The sequence below is a fragment of the Streptomyces sp. NPDC049837 genome (assembly GCF_040674455.1).
Classification (GTDB): Bacteria; Actinomycetota; Actinomycetes; order Streptomycetales; family Streptomycetaceae; genus Streptomyces.
The window spans coordinates 248837-272123 of the sequence record NZ_JBFAMP010000003.1 but is presented as its reverse complement, the minus strand read 5'-3'; the positions used below and the strand labels follow the sequence as shown (position 1 = coordinate 272123).

At 64.7% G+C, this 23287-nt stretch carries 19 protein-coding genes and 1 pseudogene; 15 read left to right on the top strand and 5 right to left on the bottom strand.

Annotation, left to right across the window (positions count from 1 at the left end; translation table 11 throughout):
• Nucleotides 1–468 precede the first annotated feature (468 nt).
• A complete protein-coding gene (locus AB0J57_RS09150; RefSeq protein ID WP_366127388.1) occupies nt 469–765 on the bottom strand; it encodes a hypothetical protein in 297 nt (98 codons plus the stop codon).
• Nucleotides 766–1057: 292 nt separating this feature from the next.
• Between AB0J57_RS09150 and AB0J57_RS09145 the strand changes: the two genes are divergently transcribed.
• Together AB0J57_RS09145 and AB0J57_RS09140 are read left to right on the top strand one after the other, a co-directional pair.
• Nucleotides 1058–2842 carry an ATP-binding protein gene (locus AB0J57_RS09145; RefSeq protein WP_366127387.1) on the top strand — a complete coding sequence of 595 codons (1785 nt, stop codon included), beginning with the start codon at nt 1058–1060 and terminating at the stop codon, nt 2840–2842.
• 989 nt (nt 2843–3831) lie between these two features.
• The gene (locus AB0J57_RS09140) at nt 3832–6399 is read left to right on the top strand and encodes a transcriptional regulator (protein WP_366127386.1); all 2568 of its coding nucleotides are present in this window, start codon (nt 3832–3834) and stop codon (nt 6397–6399) included.
• A 629-nt stretch (nt 6400–7028) separates the two neighbouring features.
• On the opposite strand, the gene AB0J57_RS09135 is transcribed toward AB0J57_RS09140, so the two are convergent.
• The 3 genes from AB0J57_RS09135 to AB0J57_RS09125 all read right to left on the bottom strand — a co-directional run bounded on the left by AB0J57_RS09135 (nt 7029) and on the right by AB0J57_RS09125 (nt 9447).
• Nucleotides 7029–7730, bottom strand: coding sequence for a creatininase family protein (locus AB0J57_RS09135; protein ID WP_366127385.1), 702 nt, complete (start codon nt 7728–7730; stop codon nt 7029–7031).
• Between the two features lie 23 nt (nt 7731–7753).
• On the bottom strand, nt 7754–8938 hold the full coding sequence (locus AB0J57_RS09130; protein ID WP_366127384.1) for a helix-turn-helix transcriptional regulator: 1185 nt from the start codon (nt 8936–8938) through the stop codon (nt 7754–7756).
• A 128-nt stretch (nt 8939–9066) separates the two neighbouring features.
• Nucleotides 9067–9447 carry a winged helix-turn-helix domain-containing protein gene (locus AB0J57_RS09125; protein WP_366127383.1) on the bottom strand — a complete coding sequence of 127 codons (381 nt, stop codon included), beginning with the start codon at nt 9445–9447 and terminating at the stop codon, nt 9067–9069.
• Nucleotides 9448–9841: 394 nt separating this feature from the next.
• On the opposite strand from AB0J57_RS09125, the gene AB0J57_RS09120 reads away from it, so the two are divergent.
• From AB0J57_RS09120 to AB0J57_RS09060, 13 genes and pseudogenes are all read left to right on the top strand, one after another.
• Entirely contained in the window at nt 9842–10015 is a 174-nt protein-coding gene (locus AB0J57_RS09120) for a hypothetical protein (protein WP_366127382.1), read from the top strand.
• Nucleotides 10016–10168: 153 nt separating this feature from the next.
• On the top strand, nt 10169–10486 hold the full coding sequence (locus AB0J57_RS09115; protein ID WP_366127381.1) for a hypothetical protein: 318 nt from the start codon (nt 10169–10171) through the stop codon (nt 10484–10486).
• Nucleotides 10483–11124 carry a GGDEF domain-containing protein gene (locus tag AB0J57_RS09110; protein ID WP_366127380.1) on the top strand — a complete coding sequence of 214 codons (642 nt, stop codon included), beginning with the start codon at nt 10483–10485 and terminating at the stop codon, nt 11122–11124. The genes AB0J57_RS09115 and AB0J57_RS09110 overlap by 4 nt, the downstream gene beginning before the upstream one ends.
• Nucleotides 11124–12299: a conjugal transfer protein gene (locus tag AB0J57_RS09105; RefSeq protein WP_366127379.1), complete on the top strand. Its 1176-nt coding sequence runs from the start codon at nt 11124–11126 to the stop codon at nt 12297–12299. Before AB0J57_RS09110 ends, AB0J57_RS09105 begins: the two co-directional genes overlap by 1 nt.
• On the top strand, nt 12299–12691 hold the full coding sequence (locus tag AB0J57_RS09100; protein ID WP_366127378.1) for an RRQRL motif-containing zinc-binding protein: 393 nt from the start codon (nt 12299–12301) through the stop codon (nt 12689–12691). Before AB0J57_RS09105 ends, AB0J57_RS09100 begins: the two co-directional genes overlap by 1 nt.
• Nucleotides 12692–12780: 89 nt before the next feature.
• A complete protein-coding gene (locus tag AB0J57_RS09095) occupies nt 12781–14961 on the top strand; it encodes a cell division protein FtsK (protein ID WP_366127377.1) in 2181 nt (726 codons plus the stop codon).
• 173 nt (nt 14962–15134) lie between these two features.
• Nucleotides 15135–15353, top strand: a complete 219-nt coding sequence (locus AB0J57_RS09090; RefSeq protein ID WP_366127376.1) for a hypothetical protein — start codon at nt 15135–15137, stop codon at nt 15351–15353.
• A 37-nt stretch (nt 15354–15390) separates the two neighbouring features.
• Entirely contained in the window at nt 15391–15573 is a 183-nt protein-coding gene (locus tag AB0J57_RS09085) for a hypothetical protein (RefSeq protein WP_366127375.1), read from the top strand.
• Nucleotides 15574–15585: 12 nt separating this feature from the next.
• Nucleotides 15586–15774 (top strand): hypothetical protein, encoded by a 189-nt coding sequence (locus tag AB0J57_RS09080; RefSeq protein ID WP_366127374.1) that lies wholly within the window; start codon nt 15586–15588, stop codon nt 15772–15774.
• Nucleotides 15775–15786: 12 nt separating this feature from the next.
• On the top strand, nt 15787–16395 hold the full coding sequence (locus tag AB0J57_RS09075; protein WP_366127373.1) for a hypothetical protein: 609 nt from the start codon (nt 15787–15789) through the stop codon (nt 16393–16395).
• Between the two features lie 86 nt (nt 16396–16481).
• Nucleotides 16482–17408, top strand: a complete 927-nt coding sequence (locus tag AB0J57_RS09070) for a bifunctional DNA primase/polymerase (RefSeq protein ID WP_366127372.1) — start codon at nt 16482–16484, stop codon at nt 17406–17408.
• Nucleotides 17405–18955, top strand: a complete 1551-nt coding sequence (locus AB0J57_RS09065) for a YfjI family protein (protein ID WP_366127371.1) — start codon at nt 17405–17407, stop codon at nt 18953–18955. The genes AB0J57_RS09070 and AB0J57_RS09065 overlap by 4 nt, the downstream gene beginning before the upstream one ends.
• A gap of 323 nt (nt 18956–19278) precedes the next feature.
• A pseudogene (locus AB0J57_RS09060) lies at nt 19279–19590 on the top strand (site-specific integrase); the annotation flags it as partial.
• A gap of 12 nt (nt 19591–19602) precedes the next feature.
• On the opposite strand, the gene AB0J57_RS09055 reads toward AB0J57_RS09060, so the two are convergent.
• Nucleotides 19603–22791 (bottom strand): hypothetical protein, encoded by a 3189-nt coding sequence (locus AB0J57_RS09055; protein WP_366127370.1) that lies wholly within the window; start codon nt 22789–22791, stop codon nt 19603–19605.
• Nucleotides 22792–23287 lie beyond the last annotated feature (496 nt).

Sequence of the window (23287 nt, the reverse complement as noted above, 5' to 3'; positions counted from 1 at the left end):
ACATTCCGCCCGCTGGCGATCCTTGGATGGGCGGTTCAGCGCTGTGCGGCGGACTCTGCTGGTCTTCTTGCGTTCCGCCTGTCCCTGCTTGGTTCAGTCCCCTTGGTGCCGCCAACAGCGGGCGGTGTGCCTTTCATGGTCAAGTTTGAACACCGGCCTCCGCCATTGAGCGGCCACCCTCACTTACCTTGCTTCCACTCACCCACAGCGCCCCCCCGTGGTAGCAGAGCCCTCGCTATGGAGCACCTCCAACAGGATGTGTTAGTTCCTCGCCATGCAGCTAGAGCGCACGACCGGCGCCCAGTGACATTCCGAGCGCGCAGACACCCACACGATTCCCAACGATCCGCATGGCCGTACGTGGTCGTCCTCGGGGTGCATGCAGCAGGTGAAACGGGAGGAACGGTGGCGTCCGTCAGTGCACTGGCGAAGAGCGGGGGCAACGAGCGGCTAAGCCGAGGCCTGAGCTTAGACGCGGGCGACCACGCCGACGAACTCTGCCCCCTTGTGGTTGCTCACGATGAACGCGAAGCCGTGTCCATTGCTGCACGTCAGGTCAACACGCACGTATCCGCCGCGGGTCCCTAGCGGGCTGTCGTAGTCGTCCCGGTCGGGCTGCAAGGTCACCGCCTGGTGGTCGCCGGCTGTGTCAGCTCGCTCAACCTCGCCATTGCCGCAGGCTGGACACTTGAGCTGCCATTGCATGTTCCAAGAACCACTGGCGCTCTCCGCCGGCACCAAGATCTCCGCATGAGACAGGGGCATCGCGCGTCCTCCATCTGAGTAGTCCGGTGCTCCATCACACCTGATGAGGGTCCCCGTCGTCTGGCGATGTCCTCATCTCGCTGGATGTCCCGGCCGGTTGACGTAGCGCTCGACTGACTTGCAGGTGGTTCGCGCTGCACAAGCGCAGGGGGCGCCACCCCTTCCTGGCCGCCCGGGGTCGGCGCCGAATATCCGGCTGAAGTTTCCGATCCGCATCGACTCAGCCGCTCACATGCACGACAATGGCTGCACGGAGCGGACGAACTCCGTAGCGCTGTCCGGGAGTGAGTAAATGAGCGAGATGGCTGGTTTCGAGATCGCGGGATTCCGCAGCTTCTATTCGGAGCCGCAGCGAATCTTCCCACTCACTAAAGTTACCGTCGTGGCTGGTCCCAACAACAGCGGCAAGAGTAACGTTTTCAGGTTTGCCGAAAAATTTCTGTCTCCATTGTCCGGGGCTGGCGGGTCAGTTCCTCCCCTGGATCCTCTAGACGTCCCGATCTTGCCCGAGGATGTGGAAGTCCCTCCCTTTGGGTACGGGGTTGCGCTGCACAGCGATAGCCCTCTCGAACATTTGGAAAAAATTTTCGACCATCGCGAGCGACTTGGCTCCAGCACCAGTGATGCTTTGGAGTCTCTGGTCAGGCATCCGTCTCTGTATAGCGAGGAGGACAAGGCGTTTTGGTTCCGATTTAAGCGCGATGAATCTAGCGGGGCGGCCGTCCTAAGTCCCGATTCGCTCCAGTCAGTTTGTGCAGCCATGTCTGGCAGGGACCGGGAGTTCTCCGATGCCGCCAGTAAACTGACTGGTAGCGCCGCCCGACTCGAAGACAACGTCTACAGTATTGTGCAACGTCTCGCGCAGCCACTGGTCTACCCGGCGGTTGTGATGATTCCAGCGTTTCGAGAGATTGTTTCCGATGGGTCTCCACAGCCGAACCTAACTCGTTTGGATGGGCGTGGACTTCCGGGTTTTCTGCACGCCCTTCATTCACCATCTGCTGAACGGTATCGCGAGGACTCGAAGCGGTTTCAAAGGATCAATAACTTTTTGCGCAGAGTTCTTGAGGAAGGGGATGCGCAGATCGCTATCCCCTACAACAGCACGACAATCCATGTGAGTGTCGGCGGCCGAGTGCTCCCCATTGAGAGCCTAGGGGCGGGAGTTTCACAGGTCGTGATGCTCGCAGCAGCGGCGACCTGGCATTCAGGTGCACTCATTTGTATCGAGGAACCTGAGGTGCATCTGCACCCCATTCTACTCCGTAAGCTCGCTAGGTATCTCATGGAAGAGACTGACAACAGATACTTGTTGAGCACTCATTCAACGAGTCTGATGGACAATCCGGATGTAACGGTTGTTGACATTTCGCATACGTATGAGCGCGGGACAACCGTCCGAACGGCCGTAACTGAGCATAATCGTGCTCGAATCTCCCGGAGTCTCGGGTATCGGGCATCCGATATTCTGCAGGCAAACTTCGTAGTTTGGGTTGAAGGACCTTCAGACCGAATCTACATCAATCACTGGATTCGCCTCGCTGATCCGTCCCTTGTGGAGGGAATTCATTACAGTGTGATGTTCTATGGAGGCAAGCTGCTCTCCCACCTCAGTGGCTCCGAGTGGCTTGCGCCTGAAGGGACGGTGGAGGATTTCATACTCTTGCTGAAGATAAATCGGAATATGGCGATCGTCATTGATTCCGACCTTAAGTCCCCGGCTGATCAGCTCAGAGACGCCAAGGTCAGAATCGTGGACGAATTCTCCGAGAGCGGCGGCTTCGCGTGGGTTACAGCCGGGCGGGAGATTGAGAACTACGTGCCAGTGGACGCTTTTAAGTCCGCCGCACAACATGTGCATCCTTCCGCGAAGCCCCTCAAGCCGACGAACAAGTTTAGTGACATGTTTGCCGGAGTCAAGCGGAAGAAGGACGGAGGAGATGGTGTCGTCACTCCAGACAAGGTAGAGATTGCTCGCATTGCTGTGCGTGCATCCGATGCGGTTTGGGAAGAGCTCGACCTATCCGAACGCGTATCGCATCTCGTTGACTTGATCCGTAAGGCAAATCACCTTTAACGGCTCCTTTGCCCGAGTAGCTGACGGTCCAGCGTGAGGCCTGCACGCGGTTATGGGGGAACGGGGTCAGTCCGGCGAGCGGTGGTCACGCGCAGAGACCCGGGCGCTGCTGCGGGAAGGGCCTACGGAGCTGGAACGGGGCCTCGGTCGTGAAGTGCTATCAGCGGCCCAACGTACCGAGCGCTGTGGTGATCGCCGCGGCCAAGCTAACAGTCGCAGCGAATGCTACGGCTGCCTTTGATAGCGCGGCGGGATAGGTGGCCTGGTCGCGGCGGGCGAGGTAGCCGGCGGCGCCTCCGACCAAAGTTGCAACCAGAACGGTGAAGGCGCAGGCAAGCATGACTACGACGGCGTGGTGGGACACGTGACAACCCTTCGGCGCGGTGAGCTTTTGTCACACCAATGTCGTGAAGCTGGTGTTCGCCGGGGTTCAGCTGAACGAAGATGAACACCGGCGTACATGACATGGCCACGGGGAGTGCGGGATGAGCTTGGAGAGGGTCCAGGATCCGGCCGACGCGCTTAAGGAGCTGCGCGCGCGTCTGGAGGCCGGCCTAGTGGCAGCAGGCCTGAATAAGACCTTGTTGGCTCGCCGCGCTGGTTTGGGCCGCACTGTTGTCAGCGAAGCCTTCAGCAGATCGGCACCCCCGCCGTCTGCCCAAACCGTGGGCTGCCTGGCACGCGCTCTTGCCCTCGAGGTGCGTCCCCTCCTGGACTTGCGAACCATCGCCGCTGGAGACACACCCGCGAGCTCAGCGGACGAGACCGAGGAAACGCGACGGTCTACGGTCGGGCGGCCAATCGCGGACTGGAACCCATACGACCTCGAGGTGCACCCCGCCGTTGAGGCCCCAAAAGTCGCAGGGAGTGGCCGTCGCGGCAGCACTGGTGGCCAGCGCGCCTCTGCTGCGTTGCCCGCCTACGTGAGTCGGACACACGACGCAGCGCTGATAGCAATCGCCGATGCAGCGGCACGCGGTAGCAGTGAGATGGCAGTGCTGGTCGGGTCGTCCTCTACGGGCAAGACGCGAGCTTGCTGGGAGGCCGTGCAACCGCTGGCCACGCTGGGGTGGGGGCTGTGGCATCCCTTCGATCCCACCCGGGCGGAAGCTGCATTGGCTGACCTTACAAACGTCGGCCCGCGAACGGTGGTGTGGCTCAATGAAGCCCAGCACTACCTTGGTGCGGGGAGAGGACTTGGAGAGCGCGTTGCTGCGGCGCTGCGTACCTTGCTCACCGACTCTACGCGTGCACCGGTATTGATTTTGGGGACCCTTTGGCCTGAGTATGCTAATGCCTATATGGCAATGCCTGAGTACGGCCATGAAGACCCTTATGCTCAAGCGCGAGAGCTACTTGCCGATCGGCTCATCAACCTACCGGATAGTTTCGATAGTGAGGCGATAATTGCGGCTAAAGATCTGGCAGCTACCTCCGGAGATCGACAGCTCGCTCATGCTCTAGCACACGTTGATGACGGGCGTCTTACGCAATTCCTGGCTGGCGTACCTGCGCTCCTGCAGCGTTACCAGACCGCGACACCGTCAGTTCGAGCGCTTTTGAACGCCGCCGTCGATGCTCGCCGACTAGGTGCCGGTCTTCACATGCCGTTGGCGTTCTTGGCACACGCCGCCGAGGGCTACCTCACTGATGACGAGTACGACGCCGCAAGCGAGAATTGGCTTGAGCGGGCTTTGGTCGATAGTACCGCGCCCGTCCATGGAAATCTGGCGCCTCTCCGCCGGGTTCGCCAACGCCCAGTCCGTCGACCATCTGTGCCTGAGGGAAAGGGTGAGCTGTCCAGCCCAGTTTACAGGCTGGCCGACTATCTGGAGCAATACGGTCGGCAGCAGCGGCAGGCTCTTTGTCCCCCCGCGTCTTTCTGGGAAGCAGCCCGTGATCACCTCAGAAGGCCCGATGATCTCGCTGCCCTCGCCGAAGCTGCCGAGAATCGACTTCGCCTCGAATGGGCTCATCATCTGCGGAAAAAAGCTGCGGATGCCGGCAGCGGCGAGGCTCTCGTGGAACTCACTGTTCTGTGGGAAGAAGTCGGGAATCCTATCGAGGCCGAACGCCTAGCGTGTCAGGCATTAGAGTTGGGTGACACGGACGCCATGGTCCGGCTGGCCAGCATACGCCAAGAATCCCATGGCATTCTTAGCGAAGCTGTTCGTCTTTACCAAAAGGCGGCAGCAGCCGGCGATGCTTATGCCTTGGCTGAGCTCGCTGCGATTCGAGAAGAGGCAGGGGATCGTGCGGGGGCTGAGCATTTGGCTCGCAAGGCAGCCGATGCCGGGAGTTCAAGAGCTTTGGTGGAACTTGCTGTCACGCGAGCTCTCCGCGGAGATTTCGAGGAAGGTGGACGACTCGCCTATCAGGCAGCTAATGCTGGTGACGAATATGCCCTCCTGCGTGTGGCCGCAATGCTGCAGGAATCTGGGAAATTAGGTGAAGCCATTAGAATTTACCGAAAAGCTGCTGATCTGAACAACGCCTATGCGCTGTTGCAGCTTTCCAGCATTTGGAAAGACTCCGGTCAATATGTCGAGGCTGAGCGTCTGGCTCGACGAGCAGCCCAACAGGGTGAACCTAGGGCTTTGGTTCGACTCGCTGAAATGCGGGAGCAGGCTGGCGATCACGACGAGGCGGAGCGCCTAGCCCGGCAGGCCGCTGAGAAGGGGGACATTGAGGGCTTTATTTTGCTGGCCGACTTACGGAAGCAGGCCGGGGATCACGCAGGAGTCGAACGTTTAGCTATTCATGCCGCGCATGCGGGTGACGTCAGGGCGGTGATTCACCTCGTTTTGATCTCTGGTGATGTCGGTGAGATTAATGCGTCAATCAATCGGCTGGTAAGTAAGGTTCAAGAACCGGCTGCTTTGCTGGTGTTGGGTTTTGTAAGCGAGGAATTTGGCGACAAGAATCTATCTGTTGCTGTATACGAGAAGGCTGCCAGTGCTGGGGAGGTTTCTTCTCTAAGTCGACTCGCTGCCCTTAAGTATCATTCCGGAGATTTTGAGGAGGCCGATTGTTTGGCCCGTCAAGCTGCCGAGAAGGGCGACGTTGACGGGGTTCTCGGGTTCGCAGAATCGCGGTTCGAGACTGGGAACCCTGCGGAAGCCGAACGGTTGGCTCAATTGGTTGTAGAAACAGGTAGCCCCAGGGGTTGGATTCTGCTTGGTGCCATCCAAGAAAAGCATGGCAATCTGAGGCGAGCTGCTGACCTCTACAGCAAAGCTGCCCGTGCAGGGGACGCCTCAGCTTTAATTCAGCTCGCCGTCCTCTGGGAAGAGCATGGAGAACATGCAGAGGCCGAGCGCCTGGCCCGTCATGCCCTTGATGCAAGAGACCCCGACGGAGTGATTCGCCTTGCCAGAATGCGGAAGGAGTCGGGAGATGATATTGGAGCTGAACGTCTGGCCCGGCAGGCTGCTGATGCAGGTTACGCCTTCTGGTTGCAGCGCAAAGCAACGAGCGAAATTTCTCCATTGCTGCAGCCGTTGTGGCCATACGGCCTCGACCCTGATGGAGCGCCATCTGATTCTTGGCAACTATAGGATGGCTTCCTGTTGACTGTAGACCCCTAACTGATGCGCCGCGTCCGCGACCGGGAGCTGATGAATTCGAAAGTTCCAGCCTCCGCTTGCTGATAAGTGGAGTCCGTGCACCTAGATTCCGAGGTAAAGTCGACGACGGTGGGTCGGATCCTCCGAAATGGAGGCGGGCCGGGATGAGTGATTAGCGCCGGGCGCCTCCGGCGCGTCAGGCTGTTTTGTGAGCCTGCCTTGTAAAGCAGGACGTGGGGCCTGGCCCCCTTCATGACCGCAGCCGCGCGCCGCAGCGCGGGCCGCTGCGGTCACACACCAGTGGGGCGGGGCAGCAGGCAGGCCGCGCCGCAGAGGTGACACTCGACCATGTCGATCGGCCTCACGACTCGTTACAGGCGCTGGCCCCTGGCGTGATCCGGTCAGCGACCAACTAACGGAGCAGAAGAGCTGCGATGGGGCCTGGCTTATCGCACCGGGCCCCTCGCCCACCGGCGCTGCGAGGCATCGCACGCTTGACGGTCTGAACTACGGCCGTGCCAGGCTCGTCTCTGCTCAGTCAGCACGATGTTCGTGGTCGTTCACGACCGTTTAGGGTGCGGCGGGTTGAGGGCTACAGCAGGCGCGGGCACTTAGGCGGTTCACTCACCGAGCGACTGCATGTGTTCGGCGAAGCTCTCCACAAGGCTTGCCAGCACTGCCTTTCCCTTCTCCGCCGTGGCATACGAGGGAAACCCGATGACGCCAGTCTTGGTGTAGGCCTTCATACCCTGTGTGAGCAGGAACGGCCGTTCGCCGCCATCGTGGTCTGCGGTCTCGTAGCCGGGGCGCACGAGGGATGGCTCTGCATGCAGCAAGATCGACGTTTCGATCTCGCCAGCATGCATGTCGTCGTAGGAGTTGCTGATCAGCCCCGCCTGCTGCCGAGCTCGCTTCCACTCGCGGCTCTGCGGGAAGAGGCCCATTCGTGCCTCGGTGACGTTGGCTTCCTGCACGATGTTCGAGAGCACGTAGTTCCCGCCGTGGGCGTTGACAAGTACGAGCTTTCGGATGCCGGAGGTCTCAAGGGACTGGGCGATGTCGGTGATCACAGCATGCAGAGTGCGAGCGCTGATGCTGACCGTGCCCGGCCATGTTCCGTGCTCGTGGCTGCACGCGATGCTGATCGGTGACAGCGGGAGGATCGGATAGGCAGAGGCCAGCTCACGCGTAATGATGCACGCGATCGCCGTGTCCGTGGTGAGCGGTAGATGGCCGCCATGCTGCTCATACGACCCGACCGGGAGTATGGCTACGCGCGGGGCCTGTTCCTGTACCTCGACAGTGGTGATCGTGGGAAGCACGTTCACGGTCTCCTTTGTGTGGGTCACGTCCCTCTCATACTCCCCAAGAGACGAATCAGTTCAGCGATCTCTACGAGCTTGCGCCATGGACTGAGGTGGGACTGAAGGCGCCCCAGCTCGGCGAGGATGCGGGCGGAACCGGTGGTCTGGGCAATGGCTACCGCTTGGGAAGCCGCGTTGTAGGCACCCTCTACGTCTTCGAGCTGCGCATACGCTGTGGCCAGGCGTGCCAGGCAGAGTCCGCGATCCCTCTGCTGTTCGGCCGGCCAGTGGGTCAAGCTCGCCTCCAGGGTCTCCACCGCTTCTTGCGGGCGTTGAAGCTGAATCGCACAGTTCGCCGCCTCCATCTCGATGTAGGCGACGGAGCAGTACCCGGCGAGACCATCGCTGTCATCCCCGCCCTTGTCTGCGATGGCTCGAGCTTCATCGAGCGTGCGGGCACAATCATCGGCCTGCCCGAGGAGCGCGTGCGAGTTGGCCCGGGCCCGGAGAGCAACTGCCTGCACCTGGCTGGGGAGTGCCCGCGCATGCTTCAGAGCAGCATTGGCGAGCCCGATCGCGTAGCCCGCCTGCCCGGCCTCCGCCGCGATGTTGCTGCGTCGCTGGAACACGTAGGCACTCAGGACTGGGTCGTCCAGTTCGGACGCGTAGTCGAGGGCCCGGTTCGTCCAGAGCATCGCGGACTCGGAATCACCAGTGTCCTGGTGGAGCCAGCCGAGGAACTCCGCGTACCGGGCACCGACACGGACCACGTCCTCTCGGAGGGGACCTGAAGCCTCCTTGCACAGCTCCTCGATCAGTGGCACCTGACTCTGCACGGCCGGCACGAGGAAGCGCGGCCCCACAAGGGGCTCAGCTTGTGCGTGCTGGACGAACACCGACTTCAGGTATCCGAGGACCTCAGGAGTCGCTGTTGGTGAGGGAATGCGGAGGCTCGTCTGCCGGGGCAGGGCATCCAGCTGGGGCGGAGCGGTTTCCAGGGCTAACCCAAGCTCGGCACGGGTTGCCTCGTAGACCTCACTGAACAGCGCCTGGTAGTCCGCTCCGGGTTCCCGCCGGCCGTTCTCGAACATCGACACCTGTGTCTTCAGGCTGGTTCGGGAGGGCAACTCGATGCCGAGGCGTTCGGCGGCATCCTCCAAGGCGTCCATTAACTGGGCTTGGGACCATCCCCGAGCCACGCCGGCGGCCTGCAACTTCGTCTTCATCGCTTCCCCAGGCGTCAGGCGATGCGGCGGACACTCATCATGACAATAGGGCGTCTGACATGGGGAGTTAACAGGTAACAGCGCGCGGGTGTTAACCCTGTCCACTGCGCAGCGGCGCGGATTGCGGCCTACTGGTTCTCGTCAGGACGGCGGGATCGCTCGGCTTCCAGTCGTTCGATTCGGTCACGAAGTTCGGAGAGCTGGGAGGTGACATGCGTCAGTTGGTCCTGGAGTTCACGCAGCCCCAAGGCCGTCTGTTGGGCGGTGGGGTCACCCTTCTTCGGGTCGAGCACGTACGTGCCGCTGCCTTGACGACCGAAGACAAGGCCGTCCTCCGCCAGTTGCTTGTAGGCGCTCTGCACCGTCATGAGCCCGACGCCCAGATGCTTGGCGAGGCCCTTGGCACCAGGGAGCTGTCCGCCTGGCGGGTAGACGCCCCGGGCGATGGAGTCTCGGAACTTGGCCGCAATCTCCTTGGCGGTCGGGGGCTTTTCAGGCTTCCAGTCCATGTCTAGAGCCTATCCGACCTAGGTCACCTTCCTCGGCTTGACCGGAGAGGTTGACCCATCAAAGCAACCTAGGTAACTTTCTCTTCAGTGAGTTACCTAGGTAACTCGCTTGCAGCTCCGGCACGGCCCCGTGGAGACGGGAGCCCCTCAGGGCTACCGCGCCTGTCGGAAGTGATCGGTCCTTGAGAACTCAACAGCGTGACGAGATTGATCGACGGGGGTGGCGCCCCGTCCCCGTGACGGCCGGGTGATGACCGTCGTGACCGCACCGCCTGTCGAAGCCCCTCGCGGGTCTTGTGCTGACGTGCGGTCGAACCGCCCCGATGGTCGTAGGCCGGGTTCGACTCCCGGCCGGGGTGCTGCGGCAACAAGGCCGCTGCCAGGAGGAGGCGACATGCGCCGGATCACCCAGCCCCGCCATCCGAACGTGGACCAGGTCGGCACCGACGTCGAGTACAGGGGCGAGCCGCACCGCATCACGGACGTCGGCGGCAACTACTTCACGCTGGTCCGTCACCGCGACGGATGGGCCAAGAACGTCAGGATCGACGACGTCAACGGCCAGTAGCAGCACCGCCCCGCGTAGCCGGGTTCGACTCCCGGCCGGGGCGCCGCCCCGCCGCACACGCGGCACGGGGTCTTATGCCAGGGCGGTCGCCTCTCACCACAAGACCGCGACTGCCCCGGCTCCGTTCCGTCCCTTCGACACAGGAGCCCAAGCATGCGTACGTACATCGGCACACACCACGTGCTGAACGCCATCGAGTTCGCGGAGCTGGCGCTCGGCCTGGACGAGCTGCCCGCCGGCATCGACCGGGACCTGTTCCGGGGTCCGCTCACCCCTGAGACCGCCGAGGAGCGGGCGGCCCGCCTGGACGTGGCCCGTGAGGTCATCGCGGAGTTGGCCGCCGAGGGTGAGGCCGGGGACGAGGTCGCCGGGTGGGACGCGCTGTACGCCGACGCGCTGACCCGCACGGTGCCGTTCCTCCGTGCTGCCCGCACCGCCGGCCGTTCCGCCGGGACGGAGGCAGCGGCATGAGCCAGACACTCAGCACACTGGCTGCCGCGCTTCCGCTCGCGGCTGGATGGTCGGTTCACAGCCTGCGGCTGCGGCGCCGGATCCAGGCCGCCCGCCGTGACCCGCTGACGAACCTGATGCGGCGTGAGGCGTTCGAGGCCCGCGCCGGACGTGAGCTGCGCAAGCACCTCACGACGGTGGTGGTCATCGACCTGGACGGCTTCAAGGCCCTGAACGACACCCACGGTCACGCGGCCGGGGACGTCGGGCTGGTCATCGTCGCCGCACGGCTGAACGACTGGGCGATTCGCATGGGCGGATGCGCGGCACGCCTGGGCGGGGACGAGTTCGCCGCCGTTGTCACCACCGCGCACCACGTGGATCTGCTGTCGGCTCTGGAGGACCTGCACGAGACGCTGTGCGAGCCGTTCACCTTCGACGGAGAGTCGGTGGAACTGGGCGCCTCCATCGGCGCGATCCGCCATGAGGACGAATTGGCCGGCATCCTGCCCGCGCTGATGCGGCGGGCGGATGAGGCGATGTACGTGGCGAAGGAGTCCGGGGGCGGCTGGTACGTCGCCGAAGGACTCGACCCGGCACGCGCCACGGTCAACGGCCGCCGCGCCGGGCGCCCGGGCACTGGACAGGAGGTGGCGTGATGACCACCCGCAAGCCCCTGACCACCGCGCAGAAGGTCGTTCTGACGGCTGCGTTCGTGCCCATGCTCGCCACGGGCATCGCGGGTGGCTGGGGCACTTACAGCAACATCAGCGGGGCCTACGGCCAGGGGACGGCTCTGGGAGCGGTGGCGGCCGGTGAGGGCGCGACCGCTGTCCTGGCCCTGGTGCTTCTCGGGCTGACCATGCTGGGGCAGTCCTCGCCCTGGATCATCCGCATGGGCCTCTGGGCGCTGCCTGCCGCCGCGTCGGTCATGGCTGCGATGGCTGCCGACGACCCCGGCCGCACCGTGATCTACGCGGTGACCCCGATGGGCATGTGCGTGTCTGCGGAGGGCATGGCGTTCCTTGCCCGCCGCATCGTCGTCCACCAGGACGGCCGCGATGCCGAGGCGGCAGCGAAGGCCGCCGCCGTAGTGCGGGCCCTCGCGTACCACCAGGCCCGCGCCGCGAACCACCCGGACAAGCGGGTCAAGAGGCAGTCGGTACGCAAGTCCTGGAGGCTGGCGCGGAAGGTCGGTCTGGGGGATGAGTCGTTGGGTGGGCTGTTGCTGGACATCCAGCGCGAGCGCATTACGCACGGCGCGGACGCCGCCCTGGCGGGCATGTTCTCCGTTGCCGCCACCGGCGAACGGCTCGCCATCGCGACGGACCAGCCGCAACCTCACACCGACATCACAAACCGTGATCAATCGGTGAAGGAACCCGCAAATCGGTTGGGGTCTGACCTGCATGAGTCGGCCCCCGAAGCGGGGCCGACTGCGGAGGAGACTTCCGGTCTCCGGTTGGCCGACGCGGAGTCGACTGGCCCCGACTCGACTACTCCTGAGGCACTGGCCCGGGAACGGGTCCTGGAGGGTCTGGGGCTGCCGACTGAAGCACCGAAGTCGGTGCCGGCAAAGTCGGTCGCCGCTGTGCAGTCGGGTCCGCGCCGGGCGACCGGTCGGGTTCCTGAGTCGGCCCGCAGCACCCGGCCGACCCGCAGCCCTCAGGAGTTGCTGGATCAGGCCCGCACGGTTACCGCCGACTGGCCCGACGAGGGGCTGACCGCTGACGCGATCCGCAAGGCGGTTCGTACGTCGGCCGCCAACGGCCGCATGCTGCGCGACACGCTCAAGGTCGAGCGCGCCGGGGGCGCTGAGGCGACGGCCGCGTAATGGCCGCCCGCCGACGCCTGTACGACCCCACCGGCGAGCGCTACGGCGTCCCCACCTTCCCCTGGCGGATGGCGCCCGAGGGCCTGGCCGCGCGCCGCCAGCTCCGCGCCCGCGGGCTCCGTCCCGGCGGGCAGGAAGTCGCCGCGCAAGTGCTCTGGTACTCCCGCCGCTACTGGCGCAAGGGCACAAGCCCCCTCCGCGTGGCCTACCTGTACCGCCTCGACCTGGCCAAGCCCGTCCGGCCGATGACCTCGGCGAAGTGGGCGGCGCTCGCCAAGGCGAACACCGCCCGCCGCGTCTGCCCGGAGTGCCGGCGGGATGCCGGATACGTGATCCCGACCTCGCTCGGCATGTGCGTGAGCTGCGCCGACGCGCCGCAGCTCGCCGCCTGAACTTCGCTCAGCGGGGCCCGGACGGTCGGCCGACCAAAGCGCCGTCCGGGCCCCTTCCAACCCCTCCCGTTTCCGGAAGGAAGTCAGCAGTGAACCACGACGACGAAAGCGAACTGTTCAACCGGCTCGAAGCCGAAATGACCAGCGACACCGCGCCTGAGACGGGCGCCGAGGTGGTGGACCTGGACAAGGCCCGCTCCGCCCGCCAGTCGGCCGCCGACCCGGCCCCGGAGCCGGACCCGACCGCCCGCATTATGGTGGACGGGCCGGAGCAGAAGGGCCCCGGCTACCTCGGGCGCCTGGCGGGCGCCGTGCGCCGCCCGATCGTCCCGGCCTGGCTGAAGTCCACGGCCGAACTGAAGACGGCTGCGACGTGGGTGGCCAAGCACTACGGCCACAAGGCCGGTTACCACGCCTTCCGCTCCCCGGCCTACGCCGCCCGCCTGGCGATGCAGTCGCCGCGCGGGGCTGCAAAGTTCTTGGGCGGCACGATGCGGTGGGTCGCGGACAAGGAGGGCGAGCCGGTACGGCTGGCGATGGTGCAGAAGGAGGACGCCGCCACCTACCTGAAGCTCTCGCGCCAGCGTGACGGCCGGGTACGGCTGCGCACCCTGGTGGTCATCCTGGCCTCGTTCATCGGCCTGGGCGCCGGGCTCGCCCTGTACGTCCTCGCCCCGGACTGGCTGCTCACGGTGTCGGTCGGCGCGGTCGTCATGGCGCTCGGCTACGCGGGCCAGGCGGAGGACGCGCCGGTCATCAACCGGGCTGTGGAGCTGCCCAAGGCGCAGAAGCTCACCAGCGACATCGTCCTGCGTGCCCTGGCCGCGTTGTCGATTTCGCAGATCAACCAGGCGATCGCCAAGGGCCGGGACGGGTTCGTGTTCACCGCTCCGATCACCCGCGACGGCCCCGGCTGGCGCGCGGAGGGCGACCTCCCGTACGGCGTGACGGTCTCGGACGTGATGGACCGCCGCGACCGCCTGGCCTCCGGCCTGCGCCGCCCACTGGGCTGCGTGTGGCCCGAAGCGGTCCCGGACGAGCACACCGGGCGACTGGTGCTGTGGGTGGGGGACCAGGACATGTCCAAGGCCAAGCAGCCCGCCTGGCCGCTCGCCAAGTCCGGGTCGGTGGACCTGTTCAAGCCGGTGGCTTTCGGCACTGACCAGCGCGGACGCTGGGTCGAAGTCACCCTCATGTACATCGCTGGCATCGTCGGCGCCATCCCCCGCATGGGCAAGACGTTCCTCCTGCGGCTGCTGCTGCTCATCGCCGCACTCGACCCCCGGGCCGAGCTGCACACCTACGACCTCAAGGGCACTGGCGACCTCGACCCCGTGGGGGAGAAGTGCTCCCACCGCCACCGCGCCGGTGAGGATGACGAGGACATCGAGTACGCCATCCACGACCTGCGAGCGCTGCGTGAGGAGCTGCGCCGCCGGGCGAAGATGATCCGCTCCCTGCCCCGCGACATCTGCCCGGAGTCCAAGGTCACCAGCGAGCTGGCCAGTAAGCCGAAGCTCGGACTGCACCCGATCGTGATCGGGGTGGACGAGTGCCAGGTGTGGTTCGAACACCCCAAGTACGGGGCGGAGTTCGAGGAAATCTGCACCGACCTGGTCAAGCGTGGCCCCGCCACGGGGATCACGCTGCTGCTGGCCACCCAGCGGCCGGACTCCAAGTCCCTGCCGACCGGGATCAGCGCGAACGCCTCCACCCGCTTCTGCATGAAGGTCATGGGCCAGATCGAGAACGACATGGTCCTCGGTACCGGCTCCTACAAGCGCGGGGTGCGGGCCACGATGTTCGCCTGGGGAGACAAGGGCATCCACTACTTCGTAGGCGAAGGCAGTGACGCCCGCATCGTCCGCAGTGTCTACGTGGACGCGGTCATCGCGGAGGCGATCGCCGCCCGGGCCCGCAAGCTCCGCGAGGACGCCGGCACGCTCACCGGCCATGCCGCCGGGCAGGCCCCGGAGGTGGACGCCGCCGCGAGCTACGACCTGCTGCGGGACCTGCTGGCCGTGGTTCCGGTGGAGGAGCCGAAGGTGTGGAACGAGGTCGCCGTCGCGCGCCTGGCGGAGCTGCGGCCGGAGGTCTACAGCGGCTGGGAGCCCGAACAGCTCACCTCCGCGCTCAAGCCGTACGGCGTCCCCACGGGCCAGGTGTGGGGCAAGACCGAGGACGGCAAGGGCGCCAACCGGCGCGGCTTCGAACGCGCCAAGCTCACCGCAGCGATTGCGGAGCGTGACGGAAAGCGGGACGCGAGCTAGCGCCGAAGGGTCGCTAGACCTAGCGGCCACCCCTGCTAGGTCTAGCACCCCCGCTAGCGACCCATATACGTCCTGATCAGCCTGCTAGTGCCTAGCAGGCTTCCCCTCGCACACCCTGAAACCGCCTCGGGAGGCCCTTTGTGACCCTCATAGTCACCGCTAGCCTGCTGACCTTGCTGTTCACGCTCTGTTATGCCGCTCTGTGTGCTGCCTCGCCGTTCGGCGACTGCCGCAAGTGCAAGGGCTTCGGCTACGCGCTCAAGACCGACCGGCGCGGACGGCTCAGGCCCGGCAAGACCTGCCGCCGCTGCCACGGCGACCGCAAGCGCATCCGGGTCGGCCGCCACTGGTTCAACGTCGCCATGCGCATCCACCGCGACGGCACCCGCTAACCCCCTTCCCCAACCGCCCAAGGAGGCGACCGAAGTCATGGCTCTCACCGACAAGGACCCGTACAACCTGCGCGAGTCCGCCCGAGTTCTGGCCCTGACCGTCAAGGCTGTACGCCGCCAGTCGCGCGGCAAGTCCAGCAAGCGCATCGAGAACGAGATCGACCGCATCCGCGAGACGGCCCAGGCCCGCGAGGACGCCCGCGCCGCCCGCCGCTGCTAGGAGGTAACCGCCATGGGCGTCACCGTCTCCCTCGTCCTGGTCTTCGGTTTCGTGCTGTTCATGCTGCTGCGCTCCAAGTCGCTCGGCTATGGCAGCGCGTTCATCGCCGCCATGTTCGGCTTCTTCCTCGCCTCCACCGGCGCCTCCGGCCCGATCACCGAGCTGACTGCCGCCGTCATCAACGCCATCCCGGACTTCTGAAGGAGGCACGTCGTGAACGAACCGATCGTGGCCCGCCACTGGCTGGCCCTGGCCGCCCCGAAGGCGGCCCCCGCCGTGGCCACGTCCACGGTGCTGATCCTGGGCCGGATCTGGAACGCCAACGGCGCCGAACACTCCGTCGGCAACGCTGCCTTGATGGTCGCGCTCGCCACCGGGGCCGCGACCGTCGGCACCGTGGCGGCCGGACGCCTGGGGGACTCCGCGATCACCGGGACGGCATTCACCGCCTCCGGTGGTCTGGCCCTGGCAGGCGTGGCCGGATACGCCGACGGAGTCTCGCTGCCGCTCCTGCTGTGGGCCCTGGCCACCACGGTCGCCTACGGCCTGGCCGCCCGTTACTGGCGCACCGACCGACGCGAAACCCTCGCCTACGAGCGGCACATCGCTGAGCGGCGGGAGGAACACGCCCACGTCGAACGCGTCGAAGCCCTCAGGGCTGGGGCGCAGATCGAGGTGGCCCGCGAGGGAGCGGCCTACGCCGAAGCCCTTGCCGCCGCACTCACCGCCCGGGCCGTGCTGCCCGGCTTCGACCCCGCCCAGCTCACCCGAATCGGGCTGCCCACCATGCCCGAGATCGACACCGCCAAGAACGGCCACTAGATACGCCCGAGGCGGTCGCCTCTCACCACAAGACCGCGACCGCCCCGGCTCTCCGTCCCTTCGACAGAAACAGGAGAACCCCCAGCATGACACCAACCCATGCGCCGGCGCTGCTGCGCGCCGCCCTGGACGCCGCCGAACGTGGCTGGCCCGTCTTCCCGCTGCGGCCCGGAGACAAGCGTCCGGCCGGGCACCCGGAGCGCGACTGCCCTCGCACCGGCCGGTGCGCCGATGGGCACCGAACCCCAGAGCAGCGCGCCACCCGCGACCCGCAGCACATCACCGCGTGCTGGCAGACAGCGCCGTACAACGTCGGGATCGCCACCGGCCCCGCCCAGCTCGTGGTGGTGGACCTCGACATCCCCAAGGACGACAGCGACACCGCCCCGGCCGAGTGGGAGGGGATGGACGATGGCCTGGACGTGTTCGCCGCCCTGTGCGAGCGCGCCGGAGAGCGGCTGCCGACCGAGACGTTCACGGTGCGCACCCGCCGTGGCGGGCAGCACCTGTACTTCGCCGCCCCGGAGGGAAAGACGCTGCGCAGCACGGGCGGCAGTCTGGGGTGGAAGGTGGACACCCGGGCCTGGGGCGGGTACGTGGTTGCTGCTGGCAGCATGGTGGGCGGAGCACCGTACGAGGTCATTCACGACGCGCCTGCGACCTCCCTCCCTGCGTGGCTCAGTGACCTGCTCACCCCCAAGCCCGCTCCGGCCCCCATGCCGCTGTCGGAGCTGTCGGCCCGGATGCGCAACGCCACCGCCTACAGCACCACCGCGCTGCGGAGGGAGCTGGAAAAGGTGCTGTCCGCCCGCCAGGGCGGTCGTAATCGTGCTCTGTACTTCGCCGCCTACGCCCTCGCACGGCTCATCCGCACCGGCGATCTCACCGAGGCCGACGTGACCGGTGAGCTGCTGAGCGCTGGGCAGTCCATCGGCCTGCCTGCCGGAGAGTGCCGTACCGCGATCCGCTCCGGTCTCGTCCGGGGCGGGGCTGTGGAGGTGAGTGCGGCATGAGTACACAGCCTGTGGGCAGCTCCGAGCTGTGGGCCGGTTTCGAGGCTCTGGACGCGGCTGTAGCAGCGGAGGCGCCGTGGGAGGAGCCGATCCCGCTCACCGCCCGCCGGGAACTGCCGGCCTTTCCCACGGAGGTCTTCCCGGCCTGGCTGGGCGACTACGTGCGCGCGGTCGCCGAGGAGACGCAGACCCCGGTGGACATGGCAGGGTCTCTCGCGCTCGCGGTGCTGGGCACCGCTGCCGGTGGCCGCGCCGTGGTTCAAGTCCGGGGCCGGTGGCGGGAGCCCACGAAGGTGTTCGTGGTCGTCGCCCTGCCGCCGGGCAACCGCAAGAGCGCGGTGTTCAACCTGATGGCCAACCCGCTCTACCGCTGTGAGGCGCTGCTGGTCACACAGTCGGCCGGACGGATCGTGGAAGCGGAGATCACCGCCAGGCTCGCCAAGGAAGTCGCGGAGAGCGCGGCAGCCAAGGCGGCCCGCGCGGACGCTGACAAGCGCGATCAGCTCGTGGCCGAGGCCATCAGCCTGGCCCAGGCTGCGGAGTCGGTCACGGTGCCTGCCAAGCCCCGTCTGCTTGCCGATGACGCCACCCCGGAGGTCATCGCCTCACTGCTGGCCGAACAGGGCGGCAGGCTCTCCGTCATGTCGGCGGAGGGCGGGATCTTCGACATCATCGCCGGGCGCTACTCCGGCACTCCGAACCTGGACGTGTTCCTGCGCGGGCAGGCAGGCGACCGGCTGCGGGTGGACCGCCGGGGCCGGGAAGAGTTCATCGAAGCCCCCGCCCTGACCATGGGTCTGACGGTGCAGCCGGGCGTCCTGGAGGACATCGGCCGCATCAGGGGAGCCGACGAGCGGGGCCTGTTGGCCCGGTTCCTCTACTCGCTGCCCAAGTCCCTCGTGGGCTACCGCAACATCCTTCCCGAGCCCATCCCCGACGCGGTGGCCGCTACCTACGAGGAGCACGTCACCGCTCTGACCATGTCCTTGGCGGACTGGACAGACCCGGCCGTGCTCCAGCTCTCCCCGGAGGCCGGGGAGGTGCTGGTGGCGTTCGAGAAGCGGCAGGAACCCCGGCTGCGGCAGCGCGGCGGAGATCTCGCCCACGTCCAGAACTGGGCGAACAAGCTGGGCGGCGCCACGTGCCGCCTGGCTGGTCTGCTGCACCTGGCCGCGCACCCCAGCAACGGGCACACGGAGCCGGTCAGCGCGGACACCATGCGCGCGGCGGTGAAGTTGACCGACTACTTCACCGGTCACGCCCTGGCGGTCTTCGACCTCATGGGAGCCGACCACACCGCCAGCCGCGCCCACACCGTGTTGGAGCTGCTGCGCACCCAGCAGTGGAGCGAAGTCAGCAAGCGCGACCTCATGGTGAAGCTCTCCCGCTCGGAGTTCCCCACCGTTGCCGACCTCGACCCCGCGCTCAACCTGCTGGAAGACCACGGATACATCCGCTGCCAGCCCGTCCTGCGCACCGGAGGCAGGGGCCGGCCACCGTCCCCGCGCTACCTCATCCACCCCTGTATGAGCGACCCGGCTGTCTGACCCCCCGCCACAGAAACCACAGAATCACAGAGATCGCTTTGAGCCGCTCCTGACCTGCACAAACGGGCCCCGCGGCTGCGGTTGGGCGGCTGCCACAGAAACCCACAGAAGTCCCACACAAATACGGGCTCGCTCCGGCCCTCCTATTTCTGTGGGACTTCCCGCGACTTCTGTGGCAGCCCGCACCAGGCCCTGTGCAGCGCAGTTCATGCAGGTCAGCGGGCCTGTCCCAGGTTTCTGTGTATTTCGTGGTTTCTGTGGCGACCGGCGGACGATCCCACCTCGTGCCCTAGGAGAAGTCTTGGCGAAGCCCCGCGATGAACAGACTCTTCGCCAATGAGCGTGGTGGTGTGTTGGGCACCTCCAGTTACTGGAGGGTCTGGCAGGAAGCCCGGCCCATCGCCCTTCCACCGGACAAGGTGGAATCCCCACTCGCGCACCGGCCCTACGATCTCCGGCACACTTGCATCACCAACTGGCTCAATGCAGGTGTGCCGGTGGCAGAGGTGGCCCGCCGTGCGGGCAACTCGCCAGAGATCATCCATCGCCGATACGAAGGCTGCATAGACGGCCATGAGGAATTGAACAACGCGAAGATCGCGAAAGCGATGGGTTGGACAACGGGTGCTGGGTAGAGGGCTCAAGCACTAACGGCGCGCAGGCCCTGGTGGATTCTCTGGGGGTGAAGCACAGGCTACGTGCCGTACCTGTGATGCGCACGTAGCCAGGTACTCCACCCCAACGCATGCAATTTCCTTCACGGTCTCTTGCCAGCGGTTAACACGGAGTGCTTCCGTGAGCGCTCTTCGGGCTGCAACGCTTTCCCCAGCAGTAGCAGCGAGCACACTTGCACTCCGGAGGCGCACATCGGGCTGTGTGATGGTTTGAGCAAGCTCGGTGGCCAGTTTGTGCTTACCCGCTCGAGCGAGCATGTGAAGTGTGAAGATCGTTGTCTCGGCGTGCACTTCTGGGTCGCCTATCAAAGCAGGCAGGCTCTTAGCCTTCACATGCTCGCCAAGCGTGCAATAAATTTCTCCGGCGTGCTTGAAGATGTGTTCCTGCAAACCAATGTCCCGAATCTCCCTGGCTAGAAGGACCGCCTCGTCAGTGAGTTTCGCTGCGCTGTCGTGAATCTCTGAATGGGCCAAATTCTGAGCTGCGTAGCAAAATGCCATAGCTCGCTCGCCTGGGTCGCTGAGGTTGCGGGCTAGTGTAGTTGCTTCGTCAAACAGTGTAGTGGAATCGTCAATTTCTCCAGCCTGCCTCAGAGCTTGGGCGGCTTCGGCGATGCCGATCGCGCACTCCATCGGGCCGCGCTCGCGGGAGAGGGAAATCGCTTCTGTGGCCATCTTCTTTGCCTGGCCGTTATTGCCTTGCTGGGCGAGAGTAATGGCATTCTCGGTGAGGCTACACATCCTAGAATAAGCATCAGTGATACTCGCGATATGGGAAAGGCATGCTTCATGTCGGCCGGCCAAAGCTGCAACACGAGCAGACGAAACATGTGCCATGTCCTGCCAGTAGGGCTCGCTATTCGCTGTAAGGCTTTTAAGTTCTTCAGTCAGGGATAGGGATGTATCTGTAAGTCCACCCTCGGCTAGAAGCTCCGCAAGCCTGCACAGGGCTGAGATGTAATCAGTCAGGTCACGGATAGACTGCCCCAACGTGGTAGCTTCCTCCGCGAGTTGAAGGGCCAGGTTGTCACTGCCTTCGTTCGCAGTTGCCCACGCCACTGAACAAAGCGCTCCCATGCGAGTCCTCGCATCTGCGATTCGACGGGCCGTGGATATGGCTTTCTCGTGTTCGCCAGCTTCTGCTAGAAACTTCGCCACGTGCGAGATTGCCCGTCCACGTTGCGGAGGTTCAATGATCGTCTCGGCGAGTCGGAGCGCGTCATCATGCAATCCTGCCTCCGCCAGTATGCCTGTGATGGATGACAGGGCAATCCCGGCCCAAGAGTCCGGCGGTAGGTTACGGGCCGTAGCGATAGCGCGATTATGGTGCCCCGCGAAGGCCAGGGATTCCGCAATGTCCGCTTGTGCGAAGGCTTTGCTTTTAGCGTCGCGGATAGCGTGTGAGGCTTCGTATGCCTCGTTGGCCACCTCGGTGGCACGCGAATGTTCGCCCATTTTTGCAAAAGCTCGTGAGAGCCGCGCGAGGGTGTGTGCCCGCCGACTTGGGTCTGCAAGGCTCTGAGCGGAGCGGATGGCATCGCCCATAAGTTGCCCAACTTGCGCCTTGCATCCCGCCTCTGTCAACGAAAGGCATATGTGCATTAGGGCATATGTCTTTTGTTGGGGTCTCGTGATGGTGTGCGCCAGGTCAAGGGCCTGATCCCAGCGTCGATCTCCCGCCAAAAATTTCACGATCTTGCTCAGCGCATAGGCTTGGCGGTCCTCCTTAAGATACGAGCCAGAAACGCTAATGGCGCGCCGGTATTCGCCCACCCTCATGAGAGCTTCGATGATGGCAGCCAGGGGTTCTTCCTGCAGGCCGGGATCTGCAATCTTTCGTGCCAAGTTTATAGCGTCGTCAATGAGCTTCAAAGCCTGACTGACGGAGCCTGCTCCTATGAGAGTGTGAGCAATTTTTGCTAGGATCTCCGCGCGAATGTCATCCTCGAAGATATCGTCTAAGAGGGTGGCGGCCTCATCTAGCACTGCAAGTCCCTTGTTGCGCTCACCTTCACGAACGAGGGCTTCGGCGATGGCAATCAAGGCGTCAGCCTTGAGGTCCGGCGTGCGCTGAGCGAACGCGTGATTGGTGGCGCGTTCAGTCAGTCCCAGCCTGGCCCATAATGTCAACAGATTTTTTGGAAGATTCCTGTTGCTGTCGTGCAGAGAGTCACGACATACGGCAAGTGAAATTGCATTATGCAAATTGGGCGCTGATGTGCGACTGTCGGCAAGGATGAGTTCGAAGGCGAAGGAAATCTCCGACAGGGCTTCGCGGTCTGTTCCTGCAGCGTGGCGCAGGCGCATATGGCGATTTCTGTTGGTAGCGAGCCTCACTAAGCGTTCAGTTTCCGCGTTGTCCTGGAGTAGACGTCCGTATCCACGCAGGAGATATTCAGGGGAGTCATGTGGCCATTGCAACTCGTCGTAGTGATCGGCCCACGCATGCAGGCGTTGCCGAAATGATGCAAGCTCAATGGGGGAGAGCAACTCAAGCGCTGTTTGCTGAAGTTCCTCATGGCCAAGTAGATACAGTTCTTCACCAGCGCCATTGTCCTGCTGCGGAGCCGCCCAGTGTGGGCTACTAGTCCGGAACACTCGGCCCGTTGCGGCGCTCAGATGGCGGCTTACCATCCGTGGAGACGTTTGGGACAAGTGTGCAAGATCCTTAGTGCTCAGACCGCCGCCGGCGGCTGAAATCAGCCCTACTAGCTCCCGGGCAAGCCCTTCTTCCTGCAAGAGCCGAAGCAGGTCCGCCTCCGCGTCTCGCCGCACCGCTTCGGCATGCTCCGAGACGTCCAGCCGATGGGTGGTCGCCTCAACTCGTAGCGGATGGTCGAATGGGACATCGTCAGGCACGGGTGGATGGGGGCGCCCAGCCACGAGAACCCGTGAGCCGTGGGGGGGATGTACTGGCAGTATCGCCGCGATGCTGTAGCTGTCCGGTCCGGCCACCACACCACGGTCTTCATCAAGTCCGTCCACCAGCACGACCAAGCGCTGTCGACGGCTCGCGCAGTGATGGGCCGCGCGCTCCCAGGCGGTCAGCAACTGCTCATCTCGCGTGTGCTCAGTACAGGGCGGCTCCTCCTCCCCGAGAATCGCGTACAGCTGGCGCTGCAAGACATCGCAGAAGGCGCTGCGGTCGCTCTGGCCAGCCAAGCGCGCAGTGATGAAGAAGGCCGCAACCCTTACCCCCGGAGGCGGGTGCAGGGCGAATTGGGCCATGAGCGCTGTCTTCCCTGCCCACGGAGGCGCTTGCCAGCGCCAGTACGTTGGGGCCCCATCTTCTGCCGTGCAGAACGAAGCCATCTGCTCAAGTTCTTCTGAGCGGCCCCGAAAGTTTGCGGCACCCAGGCGGCGCACTTGATGCAGGTAGCCCGACTCAGCCGGACGAAATGGGGGAAGCGAGAGATTGTAGACGACTCCACTGTTCGCAAAAGCCCCCGGCCCTGTAGCACTCGAATGTCCTGTCCCCTTCGCGGACAGGTGCTGCGCTGTGTCTCTCACCCGGTCCCCCACTACCAACGCCGCCTTCTCAAGTCGCTGCAATCAACGGTGCGCTGCGGTATAGCAGCATCACTGCAGACGTACCCCGGAGTTCGCCTCCCCCTCATCCGCCTCGGCGTCTCCTGTGTGCTGGGCGACTACGTCCTCA

Bases quoted from the DNA above. Each gene is read 5' to 3' on its own strand.
- AB0J57_RS09115 (WP_366127381.1), top strand. From the start codon at position 10,169: ATGCGTACGTACATCGGCACACACCACGTGCTGAACGCCATCGAGTTC.
- AB0J57_RS09080 (WP_366127374.1), top strand. From the start codon at position 15,586: ATGGGCGTCACCGTCTCCCTCGTCCTGGTCTTCGGTTTCGTGCTGTTC.
- AB0J57_RS09065 (WP_366127371.1), top strand. From the start codon at position 17,405: ATGAGTACACAGCCTGTGGGCAGCTCCGAGCTGTGGGCCGGTTTCGAG.
- AB0J57_RS09110 (WP_366127380.1), top strand. From the start codon at position 10,483: ATGAGCCAGACACTCAGCACACTGGCTGCCGCGCTTCCGCTCGCGGCT.
- AB0J57_RS09120 (WP_366127382.1), top strand. From the start codon at position 9,842: ATGCGCCGGATCACCCAGCCCCGCCATCCGAACGTGGACCAGGTCGGC.
- AB0J57_RS09125 (WP_366127383.1), bottom strand. From the start codon at position 9,447: ATGGACTGGAAGCCTGAAAAGCCCCCGACCGCCAAGGAGATTGCGGCC.
- AB0J57_RS09070 (WP_366127372.1), top strand. From the start codon at position 16,482: ATGACACCAACCCATGCGCCGGCGCTGCTGCGCGCCGCCCTGGACGCC.
- AB0J57_RS09140 (WP_366127386.1), top strand. From the start codon at position 3,832: ATGGCAGTGCTGGTCGGGTCGTCCTCTACGGGCAAGACGCGAGCTTGC.
- AB0J57_RS09150 (WP_366127388.1), bottom strand. From the start codon at position 765: ATGCCCCTGTCTCATGCGGAGATCTTGGTGCCGGCGGAGAGCGCCAGT.
- AB0J57_RS09100 (WP_366127378.1), top strand. From the start codon at position 12,299: ATGGCCGCCCGCCGACGCCTGTACGACCCCACCGGCGAGCGCTACGGC.
- AB0J57_RS09145 (WP_366127387.1), top strand. From the start codon at position 1,058: ATGAGCGAGATGGCTGGTTTCGAGATCGCGGGATTCCGCAGCTTCTAT.
- AB0J57_RS09130 (WP_366127384.1), bottom strand. From the start codon at position 8,938: ATGAAGACGAAGTTGCAGGCCGCCGGCGTGGCTCGGGGATGGTCCCAA.
- AB0J57_RS09085 (WP_366127375.1), top strand. From the start codon at position 15,391: ATGGCTCTCACCGACAAGGACCCGTACAACCTGCGCGAGTCCGCCCGA.
- AB0J57_RS09105 (WP_366127379.1), top strand. From the start codon at position 11,124: ATGACCACCCGCAAGCCCCTGACCACCGCGCAGAAGGTCGTTCTGACG.